Raw genomic sequence first — 21,251 nt, 5'->3', positions numbered from 1 at the left:
GGACGCGGCTGAACAGCAACACGAACTGCCTGCCGGTCAACCGCCCGGCAGGGCGAAGTGGTCATGCCCGGCTGGCGTGGGCTCAGCTCACGTTTCCGGTCATCGAGGTGATGTGCCCGGAACCGGCGAGGTTCAGCGCCGCATCCTGGTAGCTCGTGCGCAGGTCGTTATGGACGCAGAGCACTCCGGACGACGCGGAGTCCGCCGAGATGGCGTACCGGGGCGCCGGATTCGCCGAAGCCACCTTGTTGCCCTGGACCATGCTCGAGGTCACCCCAAGCAACTGGATCGCGTCCCGGGCCTGGTCGGTGGCGCGCGCCGCGTTCAGTACCGAGTTGTCGGTGATCCGGTGGTCTCCGCCGCCGTTGATGGAGATTCCCGCCCACTGGGCGTCCCGGGTCAGGTTGCCCGAGAGGGTGGCGGACGTGCAGTTGATCGCCTCGACGCCATGCTTGCCGGAGACATGGATCGAGTTGTCGCGAATCTGGACCTCCGGTGCCCAGACCGCCGAGATGCCGCTGCCGGCGGTCCGGCGGAGGACGTTCCCGCTCACCGAGGTACACCAGACCTGTCCGTCTCCGGCGCTGCCGCCGTTCGCCCCGGTCAGTCGGATTCCCTCATCGACGGTGGTCGTGTCGATCACGTTGTCCGCGACCACCACGCTGGTGAGCGATCGACGGGCGGTGGCGTCGTCGTGACACCGGATCATGACTCCGCCGCCGACGTTGAGCATGGTGTTGTCGGTTACCACCGCGCGACTGGTGTTGCGCAGGCTCACCCCCCAGGCGGTGAGGTCGCGGACGGAGTTGCCGGAGATCACCACCTCCTCGTGCCCGGAGGTCGCCAGCCCGGTGTGGCAGCCGGCGAACGTCGGCCAGCCCGTACAGCGGTTGTCGATGATTCGGATGCCGCGGCACTGGGTGTTGTCGGCGGCGCCGAACGGCACCAGTCCGGGAGCGGCGAGGTCGAAGCTGACTGCCTCCTGGTTCCACGCCGCGCTGGGGCGCACCCGGGCACCGACGAAGGTGCAGTTCTGCACCAGGGCGTCCGCCGTGGAGTTCAGTTCGATGGCGTGCCACTCGGAGACGTCGCGAATTTCCAGGTCCCGCACCGTAATGTTGCGGGCGTGCGCGAAGACGATGGCCCAGCCCGGGGTGGGCACGCTGTCCGCGTTGGCATCCCAGACGCCGCCCTCGACGATGATGTTGCCGGCACCGTTGTAGCCGGTGCTGGTGTCCGACGAGTCTCCGTTACGGAGCATCGCGTTGACTGCGCCGGTACGACGCAGCACGGTCGCGGGGGTCAGGGTCAGTCGGGTGTTAGCCCAGATGCGTAGCGGCGAAGTAACCTGCCAGGTGCCCGGGCCGACGACGACGTGCCCGCCGCCGGCAGCGTGTGCCTCGGTGAGCGCGGCCTGGATGCCGCTCTGCGTCGGGGTGCCGCCGGGGTGTTCGACGAAGAAGACCTTCCAACCGGTCGGCGCGGCGAGGGCGGCACCGGGGGCGAACAGGGCACCCGCCGTGGCACCGCCAACCAGCGCGCTGCCGAGGAGTGCGCGTCGGGCCAGTCGGCCGGTGGTGGCCGGAGATCCCTCGGACTGTGCCACGACGCCCCCATGATCATGCCTATCGATGATCAGCCATCGTACGCGCGCGGTAGGGTCGCGCATCGAAGCTGGGGCATCCGGGGCTGGTCTAGGGCCCCGGACGGCCAGCGGGGCCCGTGCCGGTGGGCACGGACCCCGCTAGTCGGACTGGCTCAGGAGGCGAAGAGCGCCCGAGGGTCGGCGACGAGGACACCGTGCTCGGTCAGCCGCTCGATCAGCCCGGACGGGGACGAGTCGTAGACGATGGCGAGCGACCGAAGGTCGTCCGCACGGATCGACAGGACCCGGCCGTTGTAGTCACCCCGCTGCTGCTGGATGGCCCGGGCGTAACGGGCGACGTACGCGAGCTCTTCGGAGGCGTCGTCGTAGAGACGCTCCAGGTCGAGCACGATCTTGTTCGTGGGCTCGTGCCGGACACCACTGCCGTCGGGCAGCAGTTCCGCGACGGGCACCCGGTAGAAGTCGGCCAACTCGGCGAGACGAGAAACCGTTACGGCACGGTCACCCCGCTCGTACGAGCCGACTACGACAGCCTTCCAGCGCCCGTTCGACTTCTCCTCCACCCCCTGCAGGGACAGCCCCTGCTGCTGGCGGATAGAGCGCAGACGGGCACCCAACGACTTGGCGTACTCAGAGGGCATGCGGACACTCCCAATGCTGGTTTGGGGTTCTCCCCAGCGATCGCTACGGAGCGTGACGGTACGGGGATTGCGACACCGGGTCAAGTAGTCGTGACCGTACTGTTGACAAGATCGCCCGCCGTGGGCGATTTGCCGACGACTGATTCGGCGATCAGCGACCCGCAGCGGGAATCGCCGTGGCCACTGGTAACGTGGCGTGAAGCCCCGGTACGGAACCGTTCGCGGCCCGGCCGGAATTAGACATCCTTTAACGACCCGTCCCGTGAGGCGGGGAAGGAGGTCCGCTGTGGCCTACTCGCCGGCTGCTCAGCCTGCGCCGGTGTCACCACCGTCTGTGAAGGTCATCCTCTCTAGCGCTGATCTTCAGCGGGTGGTGGACCGGATCGCCCACCAGATCCTGGAGAAGACCCAGGGCGCCGCCGACACGGTATTGCTCGGCATTCCGACCCGGGGTGTTCCGCTGGCTCGCCGACTGGCCGCCCGAATCAGCACCTTCGAGGATGTGGCCGTCCCGGTGGGTGTGCTCGACATCACGCTTTATCGCGACGACCTGCGCCGTAACGCCACTCGGGCGGTCGGCCCCACCGAGGTGCCCGCCAGCGGCATAGACGGCAAGCGGGTGATCCTGGTTGATGACGTCCTCTTCTCCGGCCGTACCGTGCGCGCCGCCCTCGACGCGCTGAGCGACCTGGGCCGGCCCAGTTCGGTGCAGCTCGCGGTCCTGGTCGACCGCGGCCACCGGGAGTTGCCGATCCGCGCCGACTACGTGGGCAAGAACATCCCCACGGCGCTCGCCGAGAGCGTCCGGGTCACCCTCGCCGAGATCGACGGCACCGACGAGGTCAAGCTCCTGGGAGGTGGGCAACTGTGAGTGCGAGGAGCGCAGCGCAGCGGAGCACCGCAGTCGCGAACAAAGGTGGGCAACCGTGATCAGGCATCTGCTCTCCGGTGCGGACCTCGACGCGGCGACCGCCACACTGATCCTGGACACCGCAGCCGAGATGGCGACCGTGGCCGGACGTGAGGTCAAGAAGCTCCCCGCGCTGCGTGGTCGTACCGTGGTCAACCTCTTCTACGAAGATTCCACCCGGACCCGGATCTCCTTCGAGGCGGCGGCGAAGCGACTCTCCGCCGACGTGATCAACTTTTCGGCCAAGGGGTCGAGCGTCTCCAAGGGCGAGAGCCTGAAGGACACCGCGCTGACCCTCCAGGCGATGGGTGCCGACGCGGTGGTGATCCGCCACCCGGCCTCCGGCGCCCCGCACCGGCTGGCCAACTGGGTGGACGGGTCGGTGGTCAACGCCGGCGACGGCACCCACGAGCACCCGACCCAGGCGCTGCTCGACGCGTACACGATGCGGTCCCGGCTGGGTCGGCTGGCCGGTCTCCAGGTGACCGTGGTCGGGGACGTGCTGCACAGCCGGGTGGCCCGCTCCAACGTCCTGCTGCTGTCGACGCTCGGGGCGAAGGTCACCCTGGTCGGCCCGCCGACGCTGATCCCGGTGGACATCAGCGCCGCACTCGCACCCGGCACCCAGGTCTCCTACGACCTGGACGCGGTGCTGCCCACCACCGACGTGGTGATGATGTTGCGGGTGCAGCGGGAGCGGATGGACAACTCCTACTTTCCGTCCGCCCGGGAGTACGCCCGCCGCTACGGTATGGACGGCGCGCGGCTGCGCCGGCTGCCCGAGCATGCCATCGTCATGCACCCGGGGCCGATGAACCGGGGCATGGAGATCGCCCCGGAGGTCGCCGACTCGCCCCGGTCCACCATCGTCGAACAGGTCACCAACGGGGTCTCCGTCCGGATGGCCGTTCTCTATCTGCTGCTCGGGGGAAAGAACCAGTGACTGGGGGAGAAGAACAGTGAGCGCGTACCTGCTCAAGGGCGCGAGTGTCGTGGGTGCCGCGCCCACCGATCTGCTGGTGCGTGACGGTGTGGTGGCCGAGGTGGGTCGCAACCTGGACGCGCGGGGGGCGACCACGGTCGACGCCGACGGGCTGGTCGTTCTGCCCGGCCTGGTCGATCTGCACACCCACCTGCGGGAACCGGGCCGGGAGGACGCCGAGACGGTCGAGTCCGGGTCGCGGGCGGCGGCGCTGGGCGGCTACACGGCGGTCTGCGCGATGGCCAACACCTCGCCGGTGGCCGACACCGCCGGTGTGGTGGAGCAGGTATGGCGGCTGGGCCGCGAGGCCGGTCTGGTCGACGTACAGCCGATCGGCGCGGTCACCGTCGGGCTGGCCGGTGAACGGCTGGCCGAGTTGGGCGCGATGGCCGACTCCGCAGCCCAGGTGCGGATCTTCTCCGACGACGGGCACTGCGTGGCCGACCCGCGGCTGATGCGCCGGGCCCTGGAGTACGTCAAGGCCTTCGACGGGGTCATCGCCCAGCACGCCGAGGAGCCCCGGCTGACCGAGGGCGCCCAGATGCACGAGGGGGAGGTCTCCACCCGGCTGGGGCTGACCGGCTGGCCGGCGGTCGCCGAGGAGGCGATCATCGCCCGGGACGTGCTGCTCGCCGAGCACGTCGGCAGCCGGCTGCACGTCTGCCACGTCTCCACCGCCGGCAGCGTCGAACTGCTGCGCCAAGCCAAGGCCCGAGGGGTACGGGTCACCGCCGAGGTCACCCCGCACCACCTACTGCTCACTGACGAGCTGACCGTCAGCTACGACCCGGTGTTCAAGGTCAACCCGCCGCTGCGGACCGCCACCGACATCGCCGCGCTGCGCGCCGCGCTGGTCGAAGGCGTGATCGACATCGTGGCCACCGACCACGCCCCGCACGCCTTGGAGGACAAGGAGTGTGAGTGGGCGTACGCCCGGCCGGGAATGCTCGGGCTGGAGACGGCGTTGTCGATCGTTCTCGACGTACTTGGCCCCGAGTGGGAGCTGATCGCCGAGCGGATGTCCCGCACCCCGGCCCGGATCGCCGGGCTGACCGAGCACGGGCTCAACCCGGCACCCGGGGTGCCGGCCAACCTCACCCTGGTCGACCCGGCCGTGCGACGCACCATCGTCGCCGACGAGATGGCCAGCCGAAGCCGTAACACGCCCTACGCCGGCACGGTGCTGCCCGGCCGGATCATGGCAACGTTCCTGCGGGGCGAGCCGACGGTCCTCGATGGAAAGGCGGTCAAGTGATGACCAACAGGCGCAGGCCCGCGATCCTCGTACTGGAGGATGGCCGTATCTTCCGCGGGGAGGCGTACGGCAGCATCGGGGAGACCTTCGGTGAGGCGGTCTTCACCACCGGCATGACCGGCTACCAGGAGACGCTGACCGACCCGTCCTACCACCGGCAGGTGGTGGTGCAGACCGCCCCGCACATCGGCAACACCGGGGTCAACACCGAGGACGACGAGTCCAGTCGGATCTGGGTCGCCGGGTACGTCGTGCGGGACCCGGCCCGGGCCAGCTCCAACTGGCGGGCGACCGGCGACCTGGAGGACCGACTGGCCACCGAGGGTGTGGTCGGCATCAGCGGGGTCGACACCCGGGCACTGACCCGCCATCTGCGGGAGCGGGGCGCGATGCGGGTCGGGATTTCCAGCCGGGACGACGACCCCCAGGCACTGCTGGAGCGGGTACGGCAGGCACCGGAGATGACCGGCGCGAACCTTTCGGCCGAGGTCACCACCGATAAGCCGTACACGGTCCAAGCCGAGGGCGAGCACCGGTTCACCGTCGCCGCGCTCGACCTGGGGATCAAGCGCAACGTGGCACGACGGCTCGCAGCCCGGGGCGTGACCACCCACGTCATGCCGGCCTCGTCCACAATAGACGATCTGTTGGCGACGGGTGCGGACGCGGTCTTCCTCTCGCCCGGCCCGGGTGACCCGGCCACCGCCGATCACCCGGTGGCGTTGGCCCGCGAGGTGATGCGCCGCGAGATCCCGCTCTTCGGCATCTGCTTCGGCAGCCAGATCCTCGGGCGGGCGCTGGGCTTCGGCACCTACAAGCTCGGCTACGGCCACCGGGGTGCCAACCAGCCGGTGCTGGACCGGACCACCGGCAAGGTCGAGGTGACCAGCCACAACCACGGCTTCGCGGTGGACGTGTCCGGCCGCGAACCGGGGAAGAGCGCGGTCGATGCGCCGCTGAACCAGGTTATCGACACCGACTTCGGCGGGGTCGAGGTCAGTCACGTGTGCCTCAACGACAACGTGGTCGAGGGCCTGCGGGCGAAGGACGTGCCCGCCTTCACCGTCCAGTACCACCCGGAAGCGGCGGCCGGACCGCACGACGCGGACTACCTGTTCGACCGCTTCGCGGAGCTGATCGAGCGTGGCGGTCGGCCCGGCACCAAGTTGAGCGAGGATGAGCGTGCCTAAGCGGACAGATCTGAAGCATGTCCTGGTGATCGGCTCCGGCCCGATCGTCATCGGACAGGCCTGCGAGTTCGACTACTCCGGCACCCAGGCGTGCCGGGTGCTGCGCAGCGAAGGGCTGCGGGTCAGCCTGGTCAACTCCAACCCGGCCACCATCATGACCGACCCGGAGTTCGCCGACGCCACCTACGTCGAACCGATCACCCCGGAGTTCGTCGAGCTGGTCATCGCCAAGGAACGCCCCGACGCGCTGCTGCCCACCCTCGGTGGCCAGACCGCTCTCAACACCGCGGTCGCGCTGCACGAGTCGGGGGTGCTCGACAAGTACGGCGTGGAGCTGATCGGCGCGGACATCGACGCGATTCGGCGCGGCGAGGACCGGCAGCTGTTCAAGGAGATCGTCGCCAAGGCCGGCGGCGAGACCCCGCGCAGCCGGGTCTGCCACTCGATGGACGAGGTCCGGGCCACCGTGGCCGAGTTGGGCCTGCCGGTGGTGATCCGGCCGTCGTTCACCATGGGTGGTCTCGGCTCGGGCATGGCGCACACCGACGAGGACCTGGAACGGATCGCCGGGGCCGGCCTGGCCGCCAGCCCGGTGCACGAGGTGCTCATCGAGGAGAGCGTGCTCGGCTGGAAGGAGTACGAGCTGGAGCTGATGCGCGACCGCAACGACAACGTGGTGGTCGTCTGCTCCATCGAGAACCTCGACCCGATGGGTGTGCACACCGGTGACAGCGTCACCGTCGCCCCGGCGATGACCCTGACCGACCGGGAGTACCAGCGGCTGCGTGACCTGGGCATCGCGGTGCTGCGCGAGGTCGGCGTGGACACCGGCGGATGCAACATCCAGTTCGCGATCAACCCGCGCGACGGTCGACTGGTCGTCATCGAGATGAACCCCCGGGTGTCCCGCTCGTCGGCGCTGGCCTCCAAGGCCACCGGCTTCCCGATCGCGAAGATCGCCGCGAAGCTGGCCATCGGCTACACCCTGGACGAGATCCCCAACGACATCACCCTGAAGACGCCGGCCGCGTTCGAGCCGACCCTCGACTACGTGGTGGTGAAGATCCCCCGGTTCGCGTTCGAGAAGTTCCCCGGCGCGGACGCGGAGCTGACCACCACGATGAAGTCGGTGGGCGAGGCGATGAGCCTGGGCCGTAACTTCGCCGAGGCGCTCAACAAGGCGATGCGGTCGATGGAGACCAAGGCGGCCGGCTTCTGGACCCAGCCGGACCCGGCCGAGGCCACCCTGGAGAACACGCTCGCCGCGCTGGGTACGCCGCACGACGGGCGGCTCTACACGATCGAACGGGCACTGCGGCTGGGTGCCTCGGTGGCCGAGGTGTCGGCCGCCTCCGGCGGTGTCGACCCGTGGTTCCTGAACGAGATCGTCGCCCTGATCGAGCTGCGCGCGGAGATCGTCGGTGCGGCCGTACTGGATGGGGAGCTGCTGCGGCGGGCCAAGCGTGCCGGGCTCTCCGACCGGCAGATCGCGGCGCTGCGTCCGGAACTCGCGGCCGAGGACGGGGTACGCGCGCTGCGCCACCGGCTCGGGCTGCGCCCGGTCTACAAGACCGTGGACACCTGCGCGGCCGAGTTCTCCGCGGCCACGCCCTACCACTACTCGTCGTACGACGAGGAGACCGAGGTAGCTCCCTCGACCGGGGCGAAGGTGCTGATCCTCGGATCCGGGCCGAACCGGATCGGGCAGGGCATCGAGTTCGACTACTCGTGCGTACACGCGGTGATGGCACTGCGCGACGCAGGCTCTGCGGCGCGTGGAGTCGACGGGCCGGGCTTCGAGACCGTCATGGTCAACTGCAACCCGGAGACGGTCTCCACCGACTACGACACCGCCGACCGGCTCTACTTCGAGCCACTCACCTTCGAGGACGTGCTGGAGGTCTGGCACGCGGAGGACTCCTCCGGCCGGGCCGCCGGTGGCCCCGGGGTCGTGGGAGTGATCGTTCAGCTCGGCGGCCAGACCCCGCTCGGCCTCGCCCAGCGGCTCAAGGACGCCGGGGTGCCGATCGTCGGCACCTCGCCGGAGTCCATCGATCTGGCCGAGGACCGGGGTGCCTTCGGCGCGGTGCTGGAGCAGGCTGGGCTGCGTGCCCCCGCGCACGGCACGGCCACCTCGTACGACGAGGCGAAGGCGATCGCCGACGAGATCGGCTACCCGGTGCTGGTCCGCCCGTCGTACGTGCTCGGCGGCCGGGGCATGGAGATTGTCTACGACGACGCCACCCTGCGCGACTACATTGGCCGGGCCACCGACATCTCACCGGAACACCCGGTGCTGGTCGACCGGTTCCTGGACGATGCGATCGAGATCGACGTCGACGCGCTCTGTGACGCCACGGGCGCGGTCTACCTCGGCGGCGTGATGGAGCACATCGAGGAGGCCGGCATCCACTCCGGCGACTCGTCGTGCACGCTGCCGCCGATCACGCTGGCCGGATCGCACCTGGCCGAGGTACGTCGCTACACCGAGGCGATCGCCCGGGGTGTCGGAGTACGCGGCCTGCTCAACGTGCAGTACGCGCTCAAGGACGACGTGCTCTACGTACTGGAGGCGAACCCGCGCGCGTCGCGGACCGTGCCGTTCGTCTCGAAGGCCACGGCGGTGCCGCTGGCCAAGGCCGCCGCCCGGATCATGCTCGGGGCGAGCATCGCCGACCTGCGTACCGAGGGCTTGCTGCCACCCACGGGCGACGGTGGGACGGTGCCCGACGGCGCGCCGATCGCGGTCAAGGAGGCGGTGCTGCCGTTCAAGCGGTTCCGGACCAAGGCCGGTCAGGGGATGGATTCGCTGCTCGGACCGGAGATGAAGTCCACCGGCGAGGTGATGGGCATCGACACCGCCTTCGGGCAGGCGTTCGCCAAGTCGCAGTCGGCCGCGTACGGCTCGCTGCCCACCTCCGGGAAGATCTTCGTGTCGGTGGCCAACCGGGACAAGCGCGGCATGATCTTCCCGGTGAAGCGCCTGGCCGACCTGGGCTTCGAGATCGTTGCGACCGCCGGCACCGGGGAGGTGCTGCGCCGGCACGGCATCGAGTGCGAGGTGATCCACAAGCACTACGAGGAGGCTGGCGACGGCCGCAACGCGGTGTCGCTGATCACCGCCGGTGAGGTTGCCCTGGTCATCAACACCCCGCAGGGTTCGGGGGCCAGCGCCCGCTTCGACGGGTACGAGATCCGCAGCGCGGCGGTCACCGCCGACATCCCGTGCGTCACCACCGTTCCCGGTGCCGCCGCTGCGGTCATGGGCATCGAGGCCCGGATCCGAGGAGACGTGACGGTGCGTCCGTTGCAACAGCTGCACGCCGCCCTTCGGGCAGACAACCAGTGAGCGCGAGGAGTGAGCGTAGCGAGCCCCGCAGTCGCGAACAGGAGTTGGCCCAGTGAGTGCGAGGAGTGAGCGTAGCGAGCCCCGCAGTCGCGAACAGGAGTTGGCCCAGTGAGCGCGAGGAGTGAGCGTAGCGAGCCCCGCAGTCGCGAACAGGAGTTGGCCCAGTGAGCACCCCGAACCGGCCCGAATCTGTCGAGGCGACGTGGTGATGTTCGAGCAGGTGGTACGGCCGGTGCTGTTCCGTCTCGGTGGCGGCGACGCCGAGACCGCGCACCAGTGGACCACGCGCCGGCTGGCGGGCCTGTCCCGCCGGCCGGCCGCCCTGGCGGCGCTGCGCAGCCGGTACGCCGTCTCGGCTCCGCGCACCGTCTTCGGTGTGGACTTCCCCAATCCGGTGGGGCTGGCAGCCGGTATGGACAAGGACGGCCACGCGTTGCCCGCCTGGCCGGCGCTGGGCTTCGGATTCGTCGAGGTCGGTACGGTCACCGCGCACGCCCAACCGGGCAACCCACGCCCCCGGGTGTTCCGGTTGCCGGCGAGCACCGCGCTGATCAACCGGATGGGTTTCAACAACGCCGGTGCCGAGGCGCTGGCCGCGCGCCTGGCGGCGCTGCCCCGCCCGCTGGGCGTACCGTTGGGCATCTCGCTCGGCAAGTCGAAGATCACGCCGATCGACGAGGTGGTGGCCGACTATCGGGCCTCCTATCGAGCGCTGCGCGACCATGGCGACTACTTCGCGGTGAACGTCTCCTCGCCCAACACCCCCGGCCTGCGGGCCTTGCAGGACCGGGACCACCTCGATGCGTTGCTCGCCGAGCTGGTGGGGGAGAAGCCGATCCTGGTGAAGATCGCACCGGATCTGACCGAGTCGGCGATCGCGGAGGTGCTGGCGGTCTGCCTCGACCGGGGTGCGGCCGGGATCATCGCCACCAACACCACGCTGAGCCGGGACGGGCTCGCTGCGGTGGACACCGTCCGGGGCACCGAGACGGGGGGCCTGTCCGGCCGGCCGTTGACCGCCCGGGCTCGTGAGGTGGTCGCCTTCGTGCACCGCGAGACCAGCGGGAAGCTGCCGGTGATCGGGGTCGGCGGCATCGCCGACGCCGACGACGCGGCCCGGATGTTCGACGCCGGAGCGAGCCTGGTGCAGCTCTACACGGGATTCATCTACCGGGGACCGGCGTTGGTGCGGTCCGTCGCGCAGGCAGCCCGGTCGCGGCTGGCCGAATAGGGGAGCACGGCACAGTGACACCCGAGGAGATCGTCGCCCTCGACCAGGCACACGTCTGGCACCCGTACGCGCCGATGCCCGCGACGGTCGCACCGTACCCGGTGGTCAGTGCCGAGGGGGTACGGATCCGGCTGGCCGACGGCCGGGAACTCGTCGACGGCATGTCGTCCTGGTGGGCAGCGATCCACGGCTACCGGCACCCGGTGCTGGACGCCGCCGTCACCGACCAGCTCGGCCGGATGAGTCACGTCATGTTCGGTGGACTCACCCACGAGCCGGCCGTTCGGTTGGCCCAGACCCTGGTCGAGCTCACCCCACCCGGGCTGGAACACGTCTTCCTCTGTGACTCCGGCTCGGTCGGGGTCGAGGTCGCGGTGAAGATGTGCCTCCAGTACCAGCGGGGGCGGGGCCGTCCGCAGCGGTACCGGATGGCCACCTGGCGGGGCGGCTACCACGGCGACACCTTCCATCCGATGAGCGTGTGCGACCCCGAGGGGGGCATGCATCACCTGTGGACGGACGTCCTGCCCCGGCAGATCTTCGCCGACCTGCCCCCGGCCGGCTTCGACGCCCCGGTCGACGACGCGTACGTCACGGCGTTGACCGACGCGGTGGCCCGGCACGCCGACGAGTTGGCCGGCGTCATCGTCGAGCCGGTGGTGCAGGGGGCCGGTGGCATGCGGTTCCACAACCCGCACTACCTGCGGGTGCTGCGGGAGGTGACTCGGGAGTACGACATTCCACTGGTCTTCGACGAGATCGCGACCGGCTTCGGTCGTACCGGTGCGCTGTTCGCCGCCGACCACGCCGGGGTGGCGCCGGATGTGATGTGTCTCGGCAAGGCGCTCACCGGTGGTTACCTGAGCCTCGCGGCCACCCTGTGCACCCCGGCGGTGGCCGCCGGGATCGGGGCCGGCGGAGGCACGTTGGCGCACGGGCCCACGTTCATGGGAAACCCAATCGCCTGTGCCGTCGCAAACGCCTCTATCGGGCTGCTACACGCCGAAAACTGGGCAGCTGGGGTGGCGAGGGTGGAAGCGGGGTTGCGGGCCGGTCTGGAGCCGTTACGGGCTGTGCCAGGGGTACGCGACGTACGGGTCCTGGGCGCGATCGGCGTGGTGCAGTTGGACCACGAGGTGGACATGGCGGCGGCCACCGCCGCGACTGTCGCCAATGGGGTGTGGCTGCGGCCGTTCCGGGATCTGGTCTACACCATGCCGCCGTACGTGACAGACGACGCGGACCTGGCTCGGATCGTCGCCGGAGTGGCTGCCGCCGTTGCCGCCGGCTGAGTGCAAGGAAGGGCCCCTTCCTATCGCTTTTTGTATAGGAAGGGGCCCTTCCTAACAGCAAGGCCGGGTGTCTCGGGCGGATGTCTCCGAGGCAACCGGCCCCGGTTGGTGGCCTCGGGGAGAGGACGTCGCGGCGGATCCCGCGACGGGGGAGAGGAGACAGCGATGGAGAGCTTCGGAGCTCGACTGCACCGGGCGATGGCCGACCGGGGGCCGTTGTGTGTGGGGATCGACCCACATCCGGCACTGCTGCACCGGTGGGGTCTGACCGACGACCTGGACGGGCTGGCGCGGTTCAGTCAGACCGTGGTCGACGCCCTCGGCGACCGGGTTGCGGTGTGTAAACCGCAGTCCGCCTTCTTCGAGCGTTTCGGCTCTAGAGGGGTCGCCGTGCTTGAGTCAACTATCCGACAGTTGCGGGATTCCGGTGCGCTCGTACTGCTTGACGTGAAGCGTGGCGACATCGGCTCGACTGTCGCCGCGTACGCGGCGGCATATCTGGAACCATCCAGCTCCCTGTATGTCGACGCGGTCACTGCGAGTCCATATCTGGGCGTTGGTTCGCTCGCGCCGATGTTCGAAACGGCGACGGCGCACGGGGGCGGCGTATTCGTGCTCGCGCTCACCTCCAACCCCGAGGGGCCGAGCGTCCAGCACGCGCGCGGCGCGGACGGTCGTACCGTCGGGCAAACTGTCATCGACGAGATTTCGCAGCTCAACCGGGGTGCGCAACCGCTCGGCAGCTTTGGGCTGGTGGTCGGCGCGACGATTGGTGAGACCGGTCACGATCTGTCGCGAGCGGGCGGACCGCTGCTCGCTCCGGGCCTCGGCGCGCAGGGCGCGAGCGCGGCGGACCTGCGTACGGTCTTCGGTCGGGACCTCTCCACGGTGCTCCCGTCGTACTCCCGGGAGGTGCTCAACGCCGGCCCCGATAGGTCCGGATTGCGGGCGGCATTCGACCGGGTTCTAGCCGACTGTCGAGCCGTACTGGGCAGTAGCTCCTGACTGACGAGTCGGTCACTCTTTGGTGATCATGGCGTGCCCACGTTGCCGAAAACTCCGGCGGCAGCTAGTTTTCCCCGCGCTGGGAACCACAAACCCCTTTGGTTTTCAGGCACACCACGTTTCACAGCGGCGGCGTGTCCCGCCGTCGCGATAGGGACCTGAGGAGAACTGGCGCCGCTCCCGTCACTGAGCCCCGAGCAGCGCGCTGCCGCGCTGGAGAAGGCTGCGGAGATCCGCAAAGCCCGTGCTGCATTGAAGGAGCAGCTCAAGCAGGGCAAGACCACCCTCGCCGCCGTCCTCGACCGGGCGGAGTCGGATGATGTCGTCGGCAAGCTGAAGGTTTCGGCCGTCTTGCAGGCGATGCCGGGCATCGGCAAGATCCGGGCGACCCAGATCATGGAAAAGCTCAAGATCGCTGACAGCCGGCGGCTGCGCGGCCTCGGCGAGCAGCAGCGCAAGGCACTGCTTGGAGAGTTCGCCTCGAACTGATCCGCGTCAGCGGGTAGAAACGAGCAGTGAGCACGGTTGACGACGCGCGCCCGGCGGCTCGGCTCACCGCCCTTGTCGGTCCCTCCGGGGTCGGCAAGGGCGGCGTGGTCGAGTTGATCCGGGCGCGTTCGTCGTCAGTGTGGATATCAATTCCGGTCACCACCCGGCCGATCCGGGAACACGAGGTGGATGGGGTGGACCGGTTCTTCGTCGACCGGGCCGAGTTCGAGCACATGATCGCCGACGGGCGACTGCTCGACTGGACCGAAATCGCCGGCCAGCTGTACGGCATTCCCGCCGAGCCCATTCGGAGCCGACTACGGGCCGGGCAGCCGGTGTTGTTGACGACCGACCTACCGGGTGCCCGTCGGGTTCGGGCCGCGATGCCCGAGGCGAGACTGGTGTTTCTCGCCCCGCCCGCAACATGCGTGACGCGAGCGCATCCCGTCGATTCCGATCGGCCAGCGCCACTACCCCGCGAATTCGACCAGACGGTGGTGAACGAGCACGTCGAGCGCGCTGCGGCCGAACTGGTAGGCTTACTCGGTTGTTCTTTTCCGACTCCGGCCCAACCGCGGGTTCGCGGTTGAGACCCCAACCGCAGGTTCGCGGTTGAGAGACGCAGAGGTTTATCCCGTGGGATCCATCGCCAGCCCCGAAGGCATCACCAACCCGCCGATCGACGAGCTGCTGGAGAAGACCTCGTCGAAGTACGCGCTGGTGATCTTCGCCGCCAAGCGCGCCCGTCAGGTCAACGCCTACTACAGCCAGCTCGGCGAGGGCCTGCTGGAATACGTCGGCCCCCTGGTCGAGACCACGCCGCAGGAAAAGGCCCTTTCGATCGCGATGCGTGAGATCAACGCTGGGCTGCTCACCGCTGAGCCGACCGACCAGCCGTAGTTCTGCCGAACGTCGATGGCCGAGGTCGTCCTGGGGGTAGGCGGCGGAATTGCCGCCTACAAGGCGTGTGAGTTGCTGCGCCTGCTCACCGAGTCGGGTAATCGGGTCCGGGTCGTGCCGACCTCCGCCGCGCTGCGTTTCGTCGGTGCACCGACCTGGGCAGCATTGTCCGGGCAGCCGGTCGCCGACGACGTCTGGTCCGACGTGCACGAGGTGCCGCACGTCCGCCTCGGTCAGCAGGCCGACCTGGTCGTGGTCGCACCGGCCACCGCCGACCTGCTGGCCCGAGCGGCCCACGGGCTCGCCGACGATCTGCTCACCAACACCCTGCTCACCGCCCGTTGTCCGGTGGTTCTCGCGCCGGCCATGCACACCGAGATGTGGGAACACCCGGCGACGGTCGACAACGTCGCCACCCTGCGTCGCCGGGGAGTGGTGGTAATCGAGCCGGCCAGTGGGCGGCTTACCGGCGCGGACACCGGCAAGGGTCGGCTGCCCGATCCCGCCGAGATCTTCGCTGTCGTCCAGCGGGTGCTGCGTCGAGGGCCGGCGGCCCCGCGTGACCTGGCCGGCCGGCGGATCGTGGTCACCGCCGGCGGCACCCGGGAACCACTCGATCCGGTTCGGTTCCTCGGTAACCGCTCCTCCGGCAAGCAGGGCTACGCGTTCGCGCGTACCGCTGCCGCCCGGGGAGCCCAGGTGACCCTGATCGCGGCGAATGTCACCCTGCCCGATCCGGCCGGTGTCGACCTGGTGCGGGTCGCCACTACCGAGGAACTGCGTAAGGCCACCCTGGAGGCGGCCGACGCCGCCGACGTGGTCGTGATGGCGGCGGCACCGGCCGATTTCCGGCCGGCGACGTACGCGGCCAACAAGATCAAAAAATCGGAGACCGGTTCCGCGCCCACGATCGAACTGGTCACCAACCCCGACATCGCCGCCGAGCTGGGCGAACGCCGTCGGCCGGGGCAGGTGCTGGTGGCCTTCGCGGCCGAGACCAGCGACGCCGTCGCGAACGCTCGGGCGAAACTGACTCGTAAGAAGGCCGACCTCATCGTGGTCAACGAGGTCGGGCCGGACAAGGTTTTCGGTGCCGACGCCAATACCGCGACCGTGCTCGGCGCTGACGGATCTGTGACACCTTTTCCAGAGCAATCCAAGGAAGACCTCGCCGATGCGGTCTGGGATCTGGTAACAACGCGCTTAACCAGCATGTCCTAACCGTTGAGCACGATGTGTTAGTCGATCAACGGGTCGGACGACGGTTAGTACACTGCGCGCAACCATCCAACGAGATCTGAGGAGCACCGTGGCACGTCGCTTGTTCACTTCCGAGTCGGTCACGGAGGGCCACCCGGACAAGATCGCTGACCAGATCAGCGATGGCATCCTGGACGCGTTGCTGGCGCAGGACCCGCGCAGCCGGGTCGCTGTGGAGACCCTGATCACGACCGGACAGGTGCATGTCGCGGGTGAGGTGACGACCAAGGCGTACGCGGACATCCCGACCATCGTCCGGGAAACGATCCTGGGCATCGGCTACGACTCCTCGAAGAAGGGATTCGACGGAGCATCCTGCGGGGTGAGCGTGTCGATCGGATCGCAGTCGGCCGACATCGCGCAGGGCGTCGATTCGGCGATCGAGCTGCGGTCCGGTGCGTCGGAAAGCGCATTGGACGCGCAGGGCGCCGGCGACCAGGGAATGATGTTCGGTTTCGCCTGCTCCGAGACACCAGAGCTGATGCCGCTGCCGATCGCGTTGGCACACCGGTTGTCGCGCCGGCTGGCTGCCGTACGCAAGGACGGAACGGTGCCGTACCTGCGCCCGGATGGCAAGACGCAGGTGACGATCGAATACGACGGCTTCCGCCCGGTCCGGCTGGACACCGTCGTCGTCTCCAGCCAGCACGCCGCCGACATCTCCCTGGAGTCGCTGCTGACTCCGGACGTGCGGGAGCACGTGATCGCGCCGGAGCTGGAGGGCCTGGAGCTGGACACCGAGGGCTACCGGCTGCTGGTGAACCCGACCGGGCGCTTCGAGATCGGCGGCCCGATGGGTGACGCCGGACTGACCGGTCGGAAGATCATCGTGGACACCTACGGCGGCTACGCGCGGCACGGCGGTGGCGCGTTCTCCGGCAAGGACCCGTCGAAGGTGGACCGCTCCGCGGCGTACGCCATGCGGTGGGTCGCCAAGAACGTCGTGGCGGCGGGCCTCGCCGAGCGCTGCGAGGTGCAGGTCGCGTACGCGATCGGCAAGGCGCACCCGGTCAGCCTCTTCGTGGAGACCTTCGGCACCGAGACCGTCCCGGTGGAGCGGATCGAGCAGGCGATCGGCGAGGTCTTCGACCTGCGTCCGGCGGCGATCATCCGCGACCTGGACCTGCTGCGTCCGATCTACCAGCAGACCGCGGCGTACGGCCACTTCGGCCGGGAACTGCCCGACCTGACCTGGGAGAACACCGACCGCGCCGCCGACCTCAAGTCGGCAGCGGCGGCCTGACCAGCGGTAAGCGCGGCGACCGGCAGCCCGCCGAGGGGCTGCCGGTCGCTCGCGTCTGCGTGGACGTACCGCTGGCCCACCTGGATCGTCCCTTCGACTACCTCGTGCCCGCCGAGTTGGCCGAGACGGCGCAGCCCGGCACCCGGGTACGGGTCCGATTCGCCGGTCAACTGGTCGACGGCTGGCTGCTGGAGCGGGCCGAGTCCTCGGCGCACGACGGGCGACTGATGTTCCTGGAGCGGCTGGTCTCGCCCGAGCCGGTCCTGACTCCGGAGGTCGCCCGGCTGGCCCGGGCCGTCGCTGACCGGTATGCGGGCCACCTCGCCGACGTGTTGCGCTTGGCCGTCCCGCCCCGACACGCCCGGGTTGAACGAGAACCGGTCCCGGACGCGGCCGACGACCCCGCGTCGGCCGGAAGCACCGATACGGACGCCGATACGCCCGGAACCACCAGCGCGGATCCCGGACCGGGCGGTTGGCGGGACTATCCGGCCGGGCCGGGCTTCCTGCGGGCCCTGGCCGACGGCCGCGCCCCCCGCGCGGTGTGGTCGGCGTTGGCCGGCGAGGACTGGGCTGCCCGGCTCGCGGAGGCGGTCGCGGCGACCGTACGCGGCGGTCGGGGTGCGCTCGTGGTGGTCGCCGACGCCCGCGACCTCGACCGGCTGGACGCCGCCCTGACCAGCACCCTGGGCGAGGGGCGGCACGTGGCCCTCTCGGCGGCGGTTGGGCCGGCCAAGCGGTACCGCGCCTTCCTGGCCGCCCGACGCGGCACCGTACCGGTGGTGATCGGCACCCGGGCGGCGATGTTCGCGCCAGTGCACCAGCTGGGCCTGGTCGCGATCTGGGACGACGGAGACGATCTGCACGCCGAGCCCCGCGCACCCTATCCGCACGCTCGGGAGGTGCTGCTCACCCGCGCCCAGCTCGGCGCGACGGCGGTGCTGGTGGCGGGGCACACCCGTACCGCTGAGGCGCAACTGTTGGTGGAGACCGGCTGGGCCAAGGAGGTCGTGGCGGACCGGGCGACGGTGCGCCGACGTACCCCGCTGGTGACCCCGACCGGCGACGACCCGCAACTGGCCCGCGACCCGGCGGCGGCCACGGCGCGACTGCCCAGCCTGGCGTGGGAGGCGGCCCGGGGGGCGTTGCGGGCCGACACGCCGGTGCTGGTGCAGGTACCCCGACGTGGCTACCTGCCCTCGGTGGCCTGCGCCGACTGCCGGGCCCCGGCCCGGTGCCCGCACTGCGCCGGGCCGCTGGCCCTGCGCTCGGCCGGGGCCGCCCCCGCCTGCCGCTGGTGTGGCCGGGTCGCCGCCGCCTACGCCTGCCCGCACTGCGCCGGCCGCCGGCTGCGCGCCGCCGTGGTCGGAGCCCGCCGTACCGCCGAGGAACTCGGTCGGGCGTTCCCCGACATTCCGGTACGGACCTCCGGGCGGGACGAGGTGCTCCACCGGGTACCCGGCGGCGCCGGATTGGTGATCTCCACCCCGGGGGCCGAACCGGTCGCCGACGGCGGGTTCGGTGCGGTGCTGCTGCTCGACTCGTGGGCCCTGCTGACCCGGGCCGACCTACGCGCCGGTGAGGAGGCGCTACGGCGCTGGCTGACCGCCGCGGCCCTGGCCCGACCCGCCTCGGCCGGCGGTCGGGTGGTGGTGGTCGCCGACGGTGGGTTGGTTCCCGTACAGGCGTTGCTGCGCTGGGACCCGGCCTGGTTCGCCGCCCGGGAGCTGGCCGAACGGCGGGAACTGGGCTTTCCCCCGGCCGTCCGGATGGCCAGCCTGACCGGCGTACCGGAGGCCGTCGCCGACCTGCTCGCCGCCGCCCGGCTGCCGGCGGAGGCGGAGGTGTTGGGGCCGGTTCCCGCCGAGGCAGACCAGGAACGGATGTTGGTCCGAGTGCCGCGGTCCCGGGCCGCTCTGCTCGCTGAGGCCCTGCATGCGGCGGCCGGGGTACGGACCGCCCGACGGGCCAGCCAGCCGGTCCGAGTCCAGGTCGATCCGCTCAGCCTCTTTTGAGCAGCGTGCTAGCATCGTCCGTCATGCCGGGCGCCCCTCGCGGCGCGGCGGAGCAAAGACCGCGTTAATCTGGCAGTGAGTCGATTGACGTCAACCAGCCGGTGATCAGGGGTGGGTAAGTCGTGACCGTTCGTCAGTCGATCGTCCTGAACGGTGACCTGGGCAGCGGCAAGAGCACGGTGTCGATCGAACTTTCGCGTCGGCTCGGGCTGCGTCGGATCAGCGTCGGCGATCTCTATCGCGAAATGGCCCAGCAGCGGAAGATGACGGCGCTGCAGCTCAATCTGCACGCCGAGCTGGACCAGGCAGTGGACGGCTACGTCGACCAGCTGCAGCAGGACATCGCCAACTCCGGCGAGCAGTTGATCGTCGACAGCCGGCTCGCCTGGCACTTCTTCAGCTCCGCGCTCAAGGTCCACATGATCACTGAGCCCACCGAGGCAGCCCGACGGGTGCTGGCCCGGCCATCCGGCCCGGCGGAGAGCTACACCTCGATCGAGGAGGCCCGGACCAAGCTGCGGGAGCGTAGCGAGAGCGAGCGCGGCCGGTTCATCCTCCGCTACGGCGTCGACAAGGCGAAACTGCGCAACTACGACCTGATCTGCGACACGACCCGGGCGTCGGCGATGGAGGTCGTCGACTACGTCATCGCCGCCTTCACCGGCTCGCTCGGCGCGGAGATCCTGCAGGACTCCCCGCCGCTGTTGCTGCTCGACCCGGCCCGCGTCTTCCCCACCCAGGGAATCGAGAACCTGCGGGGAACGTGGGAGTCGGAATTCGCCGAGCAGGTGCAGCAGGCCGGACAGGCCGCGCTGGAGCCGCTGAGCATCGGCTACACCGGGGAACACTTCTTCGTCGTCGACGGACATCGCCGGCTCAGCGCCGCCCTGCGCAGCGGATTCACCCTGGTCCCCGCGCGGCTCATCGCAGAGGCGGACGAGCCGGTCGTCGCCGGTCTCAGCGCGGTCGACTTCTTCCGTACCGAGGTCGAGCTGAGCACCCTCTACGACTGGGAGGCGGCGCACGGGATTCGGCTGCCCATCCCCGCGCACGTGCTGCACCGGGCCGACACGGTCCTGGCCAGCGAGGCGGGAGTCACCCCGTAGCCATTCTCGGCTGAGGTCGCCATCGACCCACGGTCACTATCCGCCCACGGTCACCATCGGCCCACGGTGTTGCTATCCGCCCACGGTCACCATCGGCCCACGGTGTTGCTATCCGCCCACGGTCACCATCGGCCCACGGTCGCCGGGGTCGGACACTCCGTAGACTGGTGGGGCACTGAATTTTTCCTGCTCTGACAAAGGAGCCACCCCGCGTGACCGTCCAGCCCATCCGTCTGTTCGGAGATCCGGTGCTGCGTACACCGGCTGAGCCGGTAGTCGACTTCGACGTCGAACTGCGCAAGCTGGTCGCCGACCTGACCGAGACGATGCGCGACAGCAGCGGTGCCGGTCTGGCCGCCCCGCAGCTCGGGGTGGGGTTGCGGGTGTTCACCTTCGACGTCGACGACGTGCTCGGACACCTGGTCAACCCGGTCCTGGAGTTTCCGGACGAGGAGGAGCAGGAGGGCCCAGAGGGCTGTCTCTCCCTGCCCGGCCTCTACTTCGATACCAAGCGCCGGATGAACGTCGTGGCCAAGGGCTTCAACGCGTACGGCGACCCGATGCAGATCGTCGGCACCGGCCTGATGGCCCGCTGCGTCCAGCACGAGACCGACCATCTCGACGGGGTGCTCTTCCTCGACCGGCTGGACCCGGCCGGCCGTAAGGCAGCCATGAAGGAGATCCGGAAGGCGGACTGGTACGACCCGGCCGCCCCACCCACGGTCAAGCTCAGCCCACATGCCCCGGCCAGCCCCTTCGGCCTGGGGCGGTGACGTA

General features: G+C 69.8%; 18 protein-coding genes. 16 read left to right on the top strand and 2 right to left on the bottom strand.

From position 1 onward, the window contains the following. Window positions 1–82: 82 nt before the first annotated feature. Both ACWDV4_RS21365 and bldD read right to left on the bottom strand, forming a co-directional pair. A complete protein-coding gene (locus tag ACWDV4_RS21365) occupies window positions 83–1,606 on the bottom strand; it encodes a right-handed parallel beta-helix repeat-containing protein (RefSeq protein ID WP_449981462.1) in 1,524 nt (507 codons plus the stop codon). A gap of 152 nt (window positions 1,607–1,758) precedes the next feature. Then, a complete protein-coding gene (gene bldD, locus ACWDV4_RS21360; protein WP_184537356.1) occupies window positions 1,759–2,247 on the bottom strand; it encodes a transcriptional regulator BldD in 489 nt (162 codons plus the stop codon). 286 nt (window positions 2,248–2,533) lie between these two features. Here bldD and pyrR point away from each other — a divergent pair, with 286 nt between their 5' ends. The 16 genes from pyrR to def all read left to right on the top strand — a co-directional run bounded on the left by pyrR (window position 2,534) and on the right by def (window position 21,247). After that, a complete protein-coding gene (gene pyrR / locus ACWDV4_RS21355) occupies window positions 2,534–3,118 on the top strand; it encodes a bifunctional pyr operon transcriptional regulator/uracil phosphoribosyltransferase PyrR (protein WP_449981459.1) in 585 nt (194 codons plus the stop codon). A gap of 55 nt (window positions 3,119–3,173) precedes the next feature. Beyond that, on the top strand, window positions 3,174–4,100 hold the full coding sequence (locus ACWDV4_RS21350) for an aspartate carbamoyltransferase catalytic subunit (protein ID WP_449981457.1): 927 nt from the start codon (window positions 3,174–3,176) through the stop codon (window positions 4,098–4,100). A 16-nt stretch (window positions 4,101–4,116) separates the two neighbouring features. Then, window positions 4,117–5,394 carry a dihydroorotase gene (locus tag ACWDV4_RS21345; protein ID WP_449981455.1) on the top strand — a complete coding sequence of 426 codons (1,278 nt, stop codon included), beginning with the start codon at window positions 4,117–4,119 and terminating at the stop codon, window positions 5,392–5,394. Beyond that, a complete protein-coding gene (gene carA, locus ACWDV4_RS21340; RefSeq protein ID WP_449981453.1) occupies window positions 5,394–6,584 on the top strand; it encodes a glutamine-hydrolyzing carbamoyl-phosphate synthase small subunit in 1,191 nt (396 codons plus the stop codon). Before ACWDV4_RS21345 ends, carA begins: the two co-directional genes overlap by 1 nt. Continuing rightward, a complete protein-coding gene (gene carB, locus ACWDV4_RS21335) occupies window positions 6,577–9,933 on the top strand; it encodes a carbamoyl-phosphate synthase large subunit (protein ID WP_449981451.1) in 3,357 nt (1,118 codons plus the stop codon). Before carA ends, carB begins: the two co-directional genes overlap by 8 nt. 205 nt (window positions 9,934–10,138) lie before the next feature. Then, window positions 10,139–11,164 carry a quinone-dependent dihydroorotate dehydrogenase gene (locus ACWDV4_RS21330; protein WP_449981449.1) on the top strand — a complete coding sequence of 342 codons (1,026 nt, stop codon included), beginning with the start codon at window positions 10,139–10,141 and terminating at the stop codon, window positions 11,162–11,164. A gap of 14 nt (window positions 11,165–11,178) precedes the next feature. Continuing rightward, complete coding sequence (locus ACWDV4_RS21325) at window positions 11,179–12,456, top strand: adenosylmethionine--8-amino-7-oxononanoate transaminase (protein WP_449981448.1); 1,278 nt, start codon at window positions 11,179–11,181, stop codon at window positions 12,454–12,456. A 165-nt stretch (window positions 12,457–12,621) separates the two neighbouring features. Continuing rightward, window positions 12,622–13,461, top strand: a complete 840-nt coding sequence (gene pyrF / locus ACWDV4_RS21320) for an orotidine-5'-phosphate decarboxylase (protein ID WP_449981446.1) — start codon at window positions 12,622–12,624, stop codon at window positions 13,459–13,461. 168 nt (window positions 13,462–13,629) lie between these two features. Continuing rightward, the gene (gene mihF / locus ACWDV4_RS21315; protein ID WP_449981545.1) at window positions 13,630–13,950 is read left to right on the top strand and encodes an integration host factor, actinobacterial type; all 321 of its coding nucleotides are present in this window, start codon (window positions 13,630–13,632) and stop codon (window positions 13,948–13,950) included. 26 nt (window positions 13,951–13,976) lie between these two features. Then, window positions 13,977–14,540, top strand: a complete 564-nt coding sequence (locus tag ACWDV4_RS21310) for a guanylate kinase (protein WP_449981444.1) — start codon at window positions 13,977–13,979, stop codon at window positions 14,538–14,540. A 46-nt stretch (window positions 14,541–14,586) separates the two neighbouring features. Continuing rightward, window positions 14,587–14,850 carry a DNA-directed RNA polymerase subunit omega gene (gene rpoZ / locus ACWDV4_RS21305; RefSeq protein WP_449981442.1) on the top strand — a complete coding sequence of 88 codons (264 nt, stop codon included), beginning with the start codon at window positions 14,587–14,589 and terminating at the stop codon, window positions 14,848–14,850. Window positions 14,851–14,865: 15 nt separating this feature from the next. Further along, window positions 14,866–16,071, top strand: a complete 1,206-nt coding sequence (coaBC, locus tag ACWDV4_RS21300; protein WP_449981440.1) for a bifunctional phosphopantothenoylcysteine decarboxylase/phosphopantothenate--cysteine ligase CoaBC — start codon at window positions 14,866–14,868, stop codon at window positions 16,069–16,071. A gap of 88 nt (window positions 16,072–16,159) precedes the next feature. Then, window positions 16,160–17,353: a methionine adenosyltransferase gene (metK, locus tag ACWDV4_RS21295; RefSeq protein ID WP_449981438.1), complete on the top strand. Its 1,194-nt coding sequence runs from the start codon at window positions 16,160–16,162 to the stop codon at window positions 17,351–17,353. Next, entirely contained in the window at window positions 17,350–19,368 is a 2,019-nt protein-coding gene (locus tag ACWDV4_RS21290; RefSeq protein WP_449981543.1) for a primosomal protein N', read from the top strand. Before metK ends, ACWDV4_RS21290 begins: the two co-directional genes overlap by 4 nt. Window positions 19,369–19,490: 122 nt before the next feature. Then, window positions 19,491–20,474: an AAA family ATPase gene (locus ACWDV4_RS21285; RefSeq protein ID WP_449981436.1), complete on the top strand. Its 984-nt coding sequence runs from the start codon at window positions 19,491–19,493 to the stop codon at window positions 20,472–20,474. 212 nt (window positions 20,475–20,686) lie between these two features. After that, window positions 20,687–21,247, top strand: a complete 561-nt coding sequence (gene def / locus ACWDV4_RS21280; RefSeq protein WP_449981434.1) for a peptide deformylase — start codon at window positions 20,687–20,689, stop codon at window positions 21,245–21,247. The last annotated feature ends 4 nt before the right edge of the window (window positions 21,248–21,251 follow it).

It is taken from the genome of Micromonospora sp. NPDC003197, from assembly GCF_053590565.1.
The sequence above is the reverse complement of the archived record's forward strand: the minus strand, read 5'-3'. Positions and strand labels throughout refer to the sequence as shown.

What these genes read in the sequence shown, in the direction of transcription:
- carA (WP_449981453.1), top strand. Translation starts at nt 5,394, where the DNA reads ATGACCAACAGGCGCAGGCCCGCGATCCTCGTACTGGAGGATGGCCGT.
- pyrF (WP_449981446.1), top strand. Translation starts at nt 12,622, where the DNA reads ATGGAGAGCTTCGGAGCTCGACTGCACCGGGCGATGGCCGACCGGGGG.
- coaBC (WP_449981440.1), top strand. Translation starts at nt 14,866, where the DNA reads ATGGCCGAGGTCGTCCTGGGGGTAGGCGGCGGAATTGCCGCCTACAAG.
- bldD (WP_184537356.1), bottom strand. Translation starts at nt 2,247, where the DNA reads ATGCCCTCTGAGTACGCCAAGTCGTTGGGTGCCCGTCTGCGCTCTATC.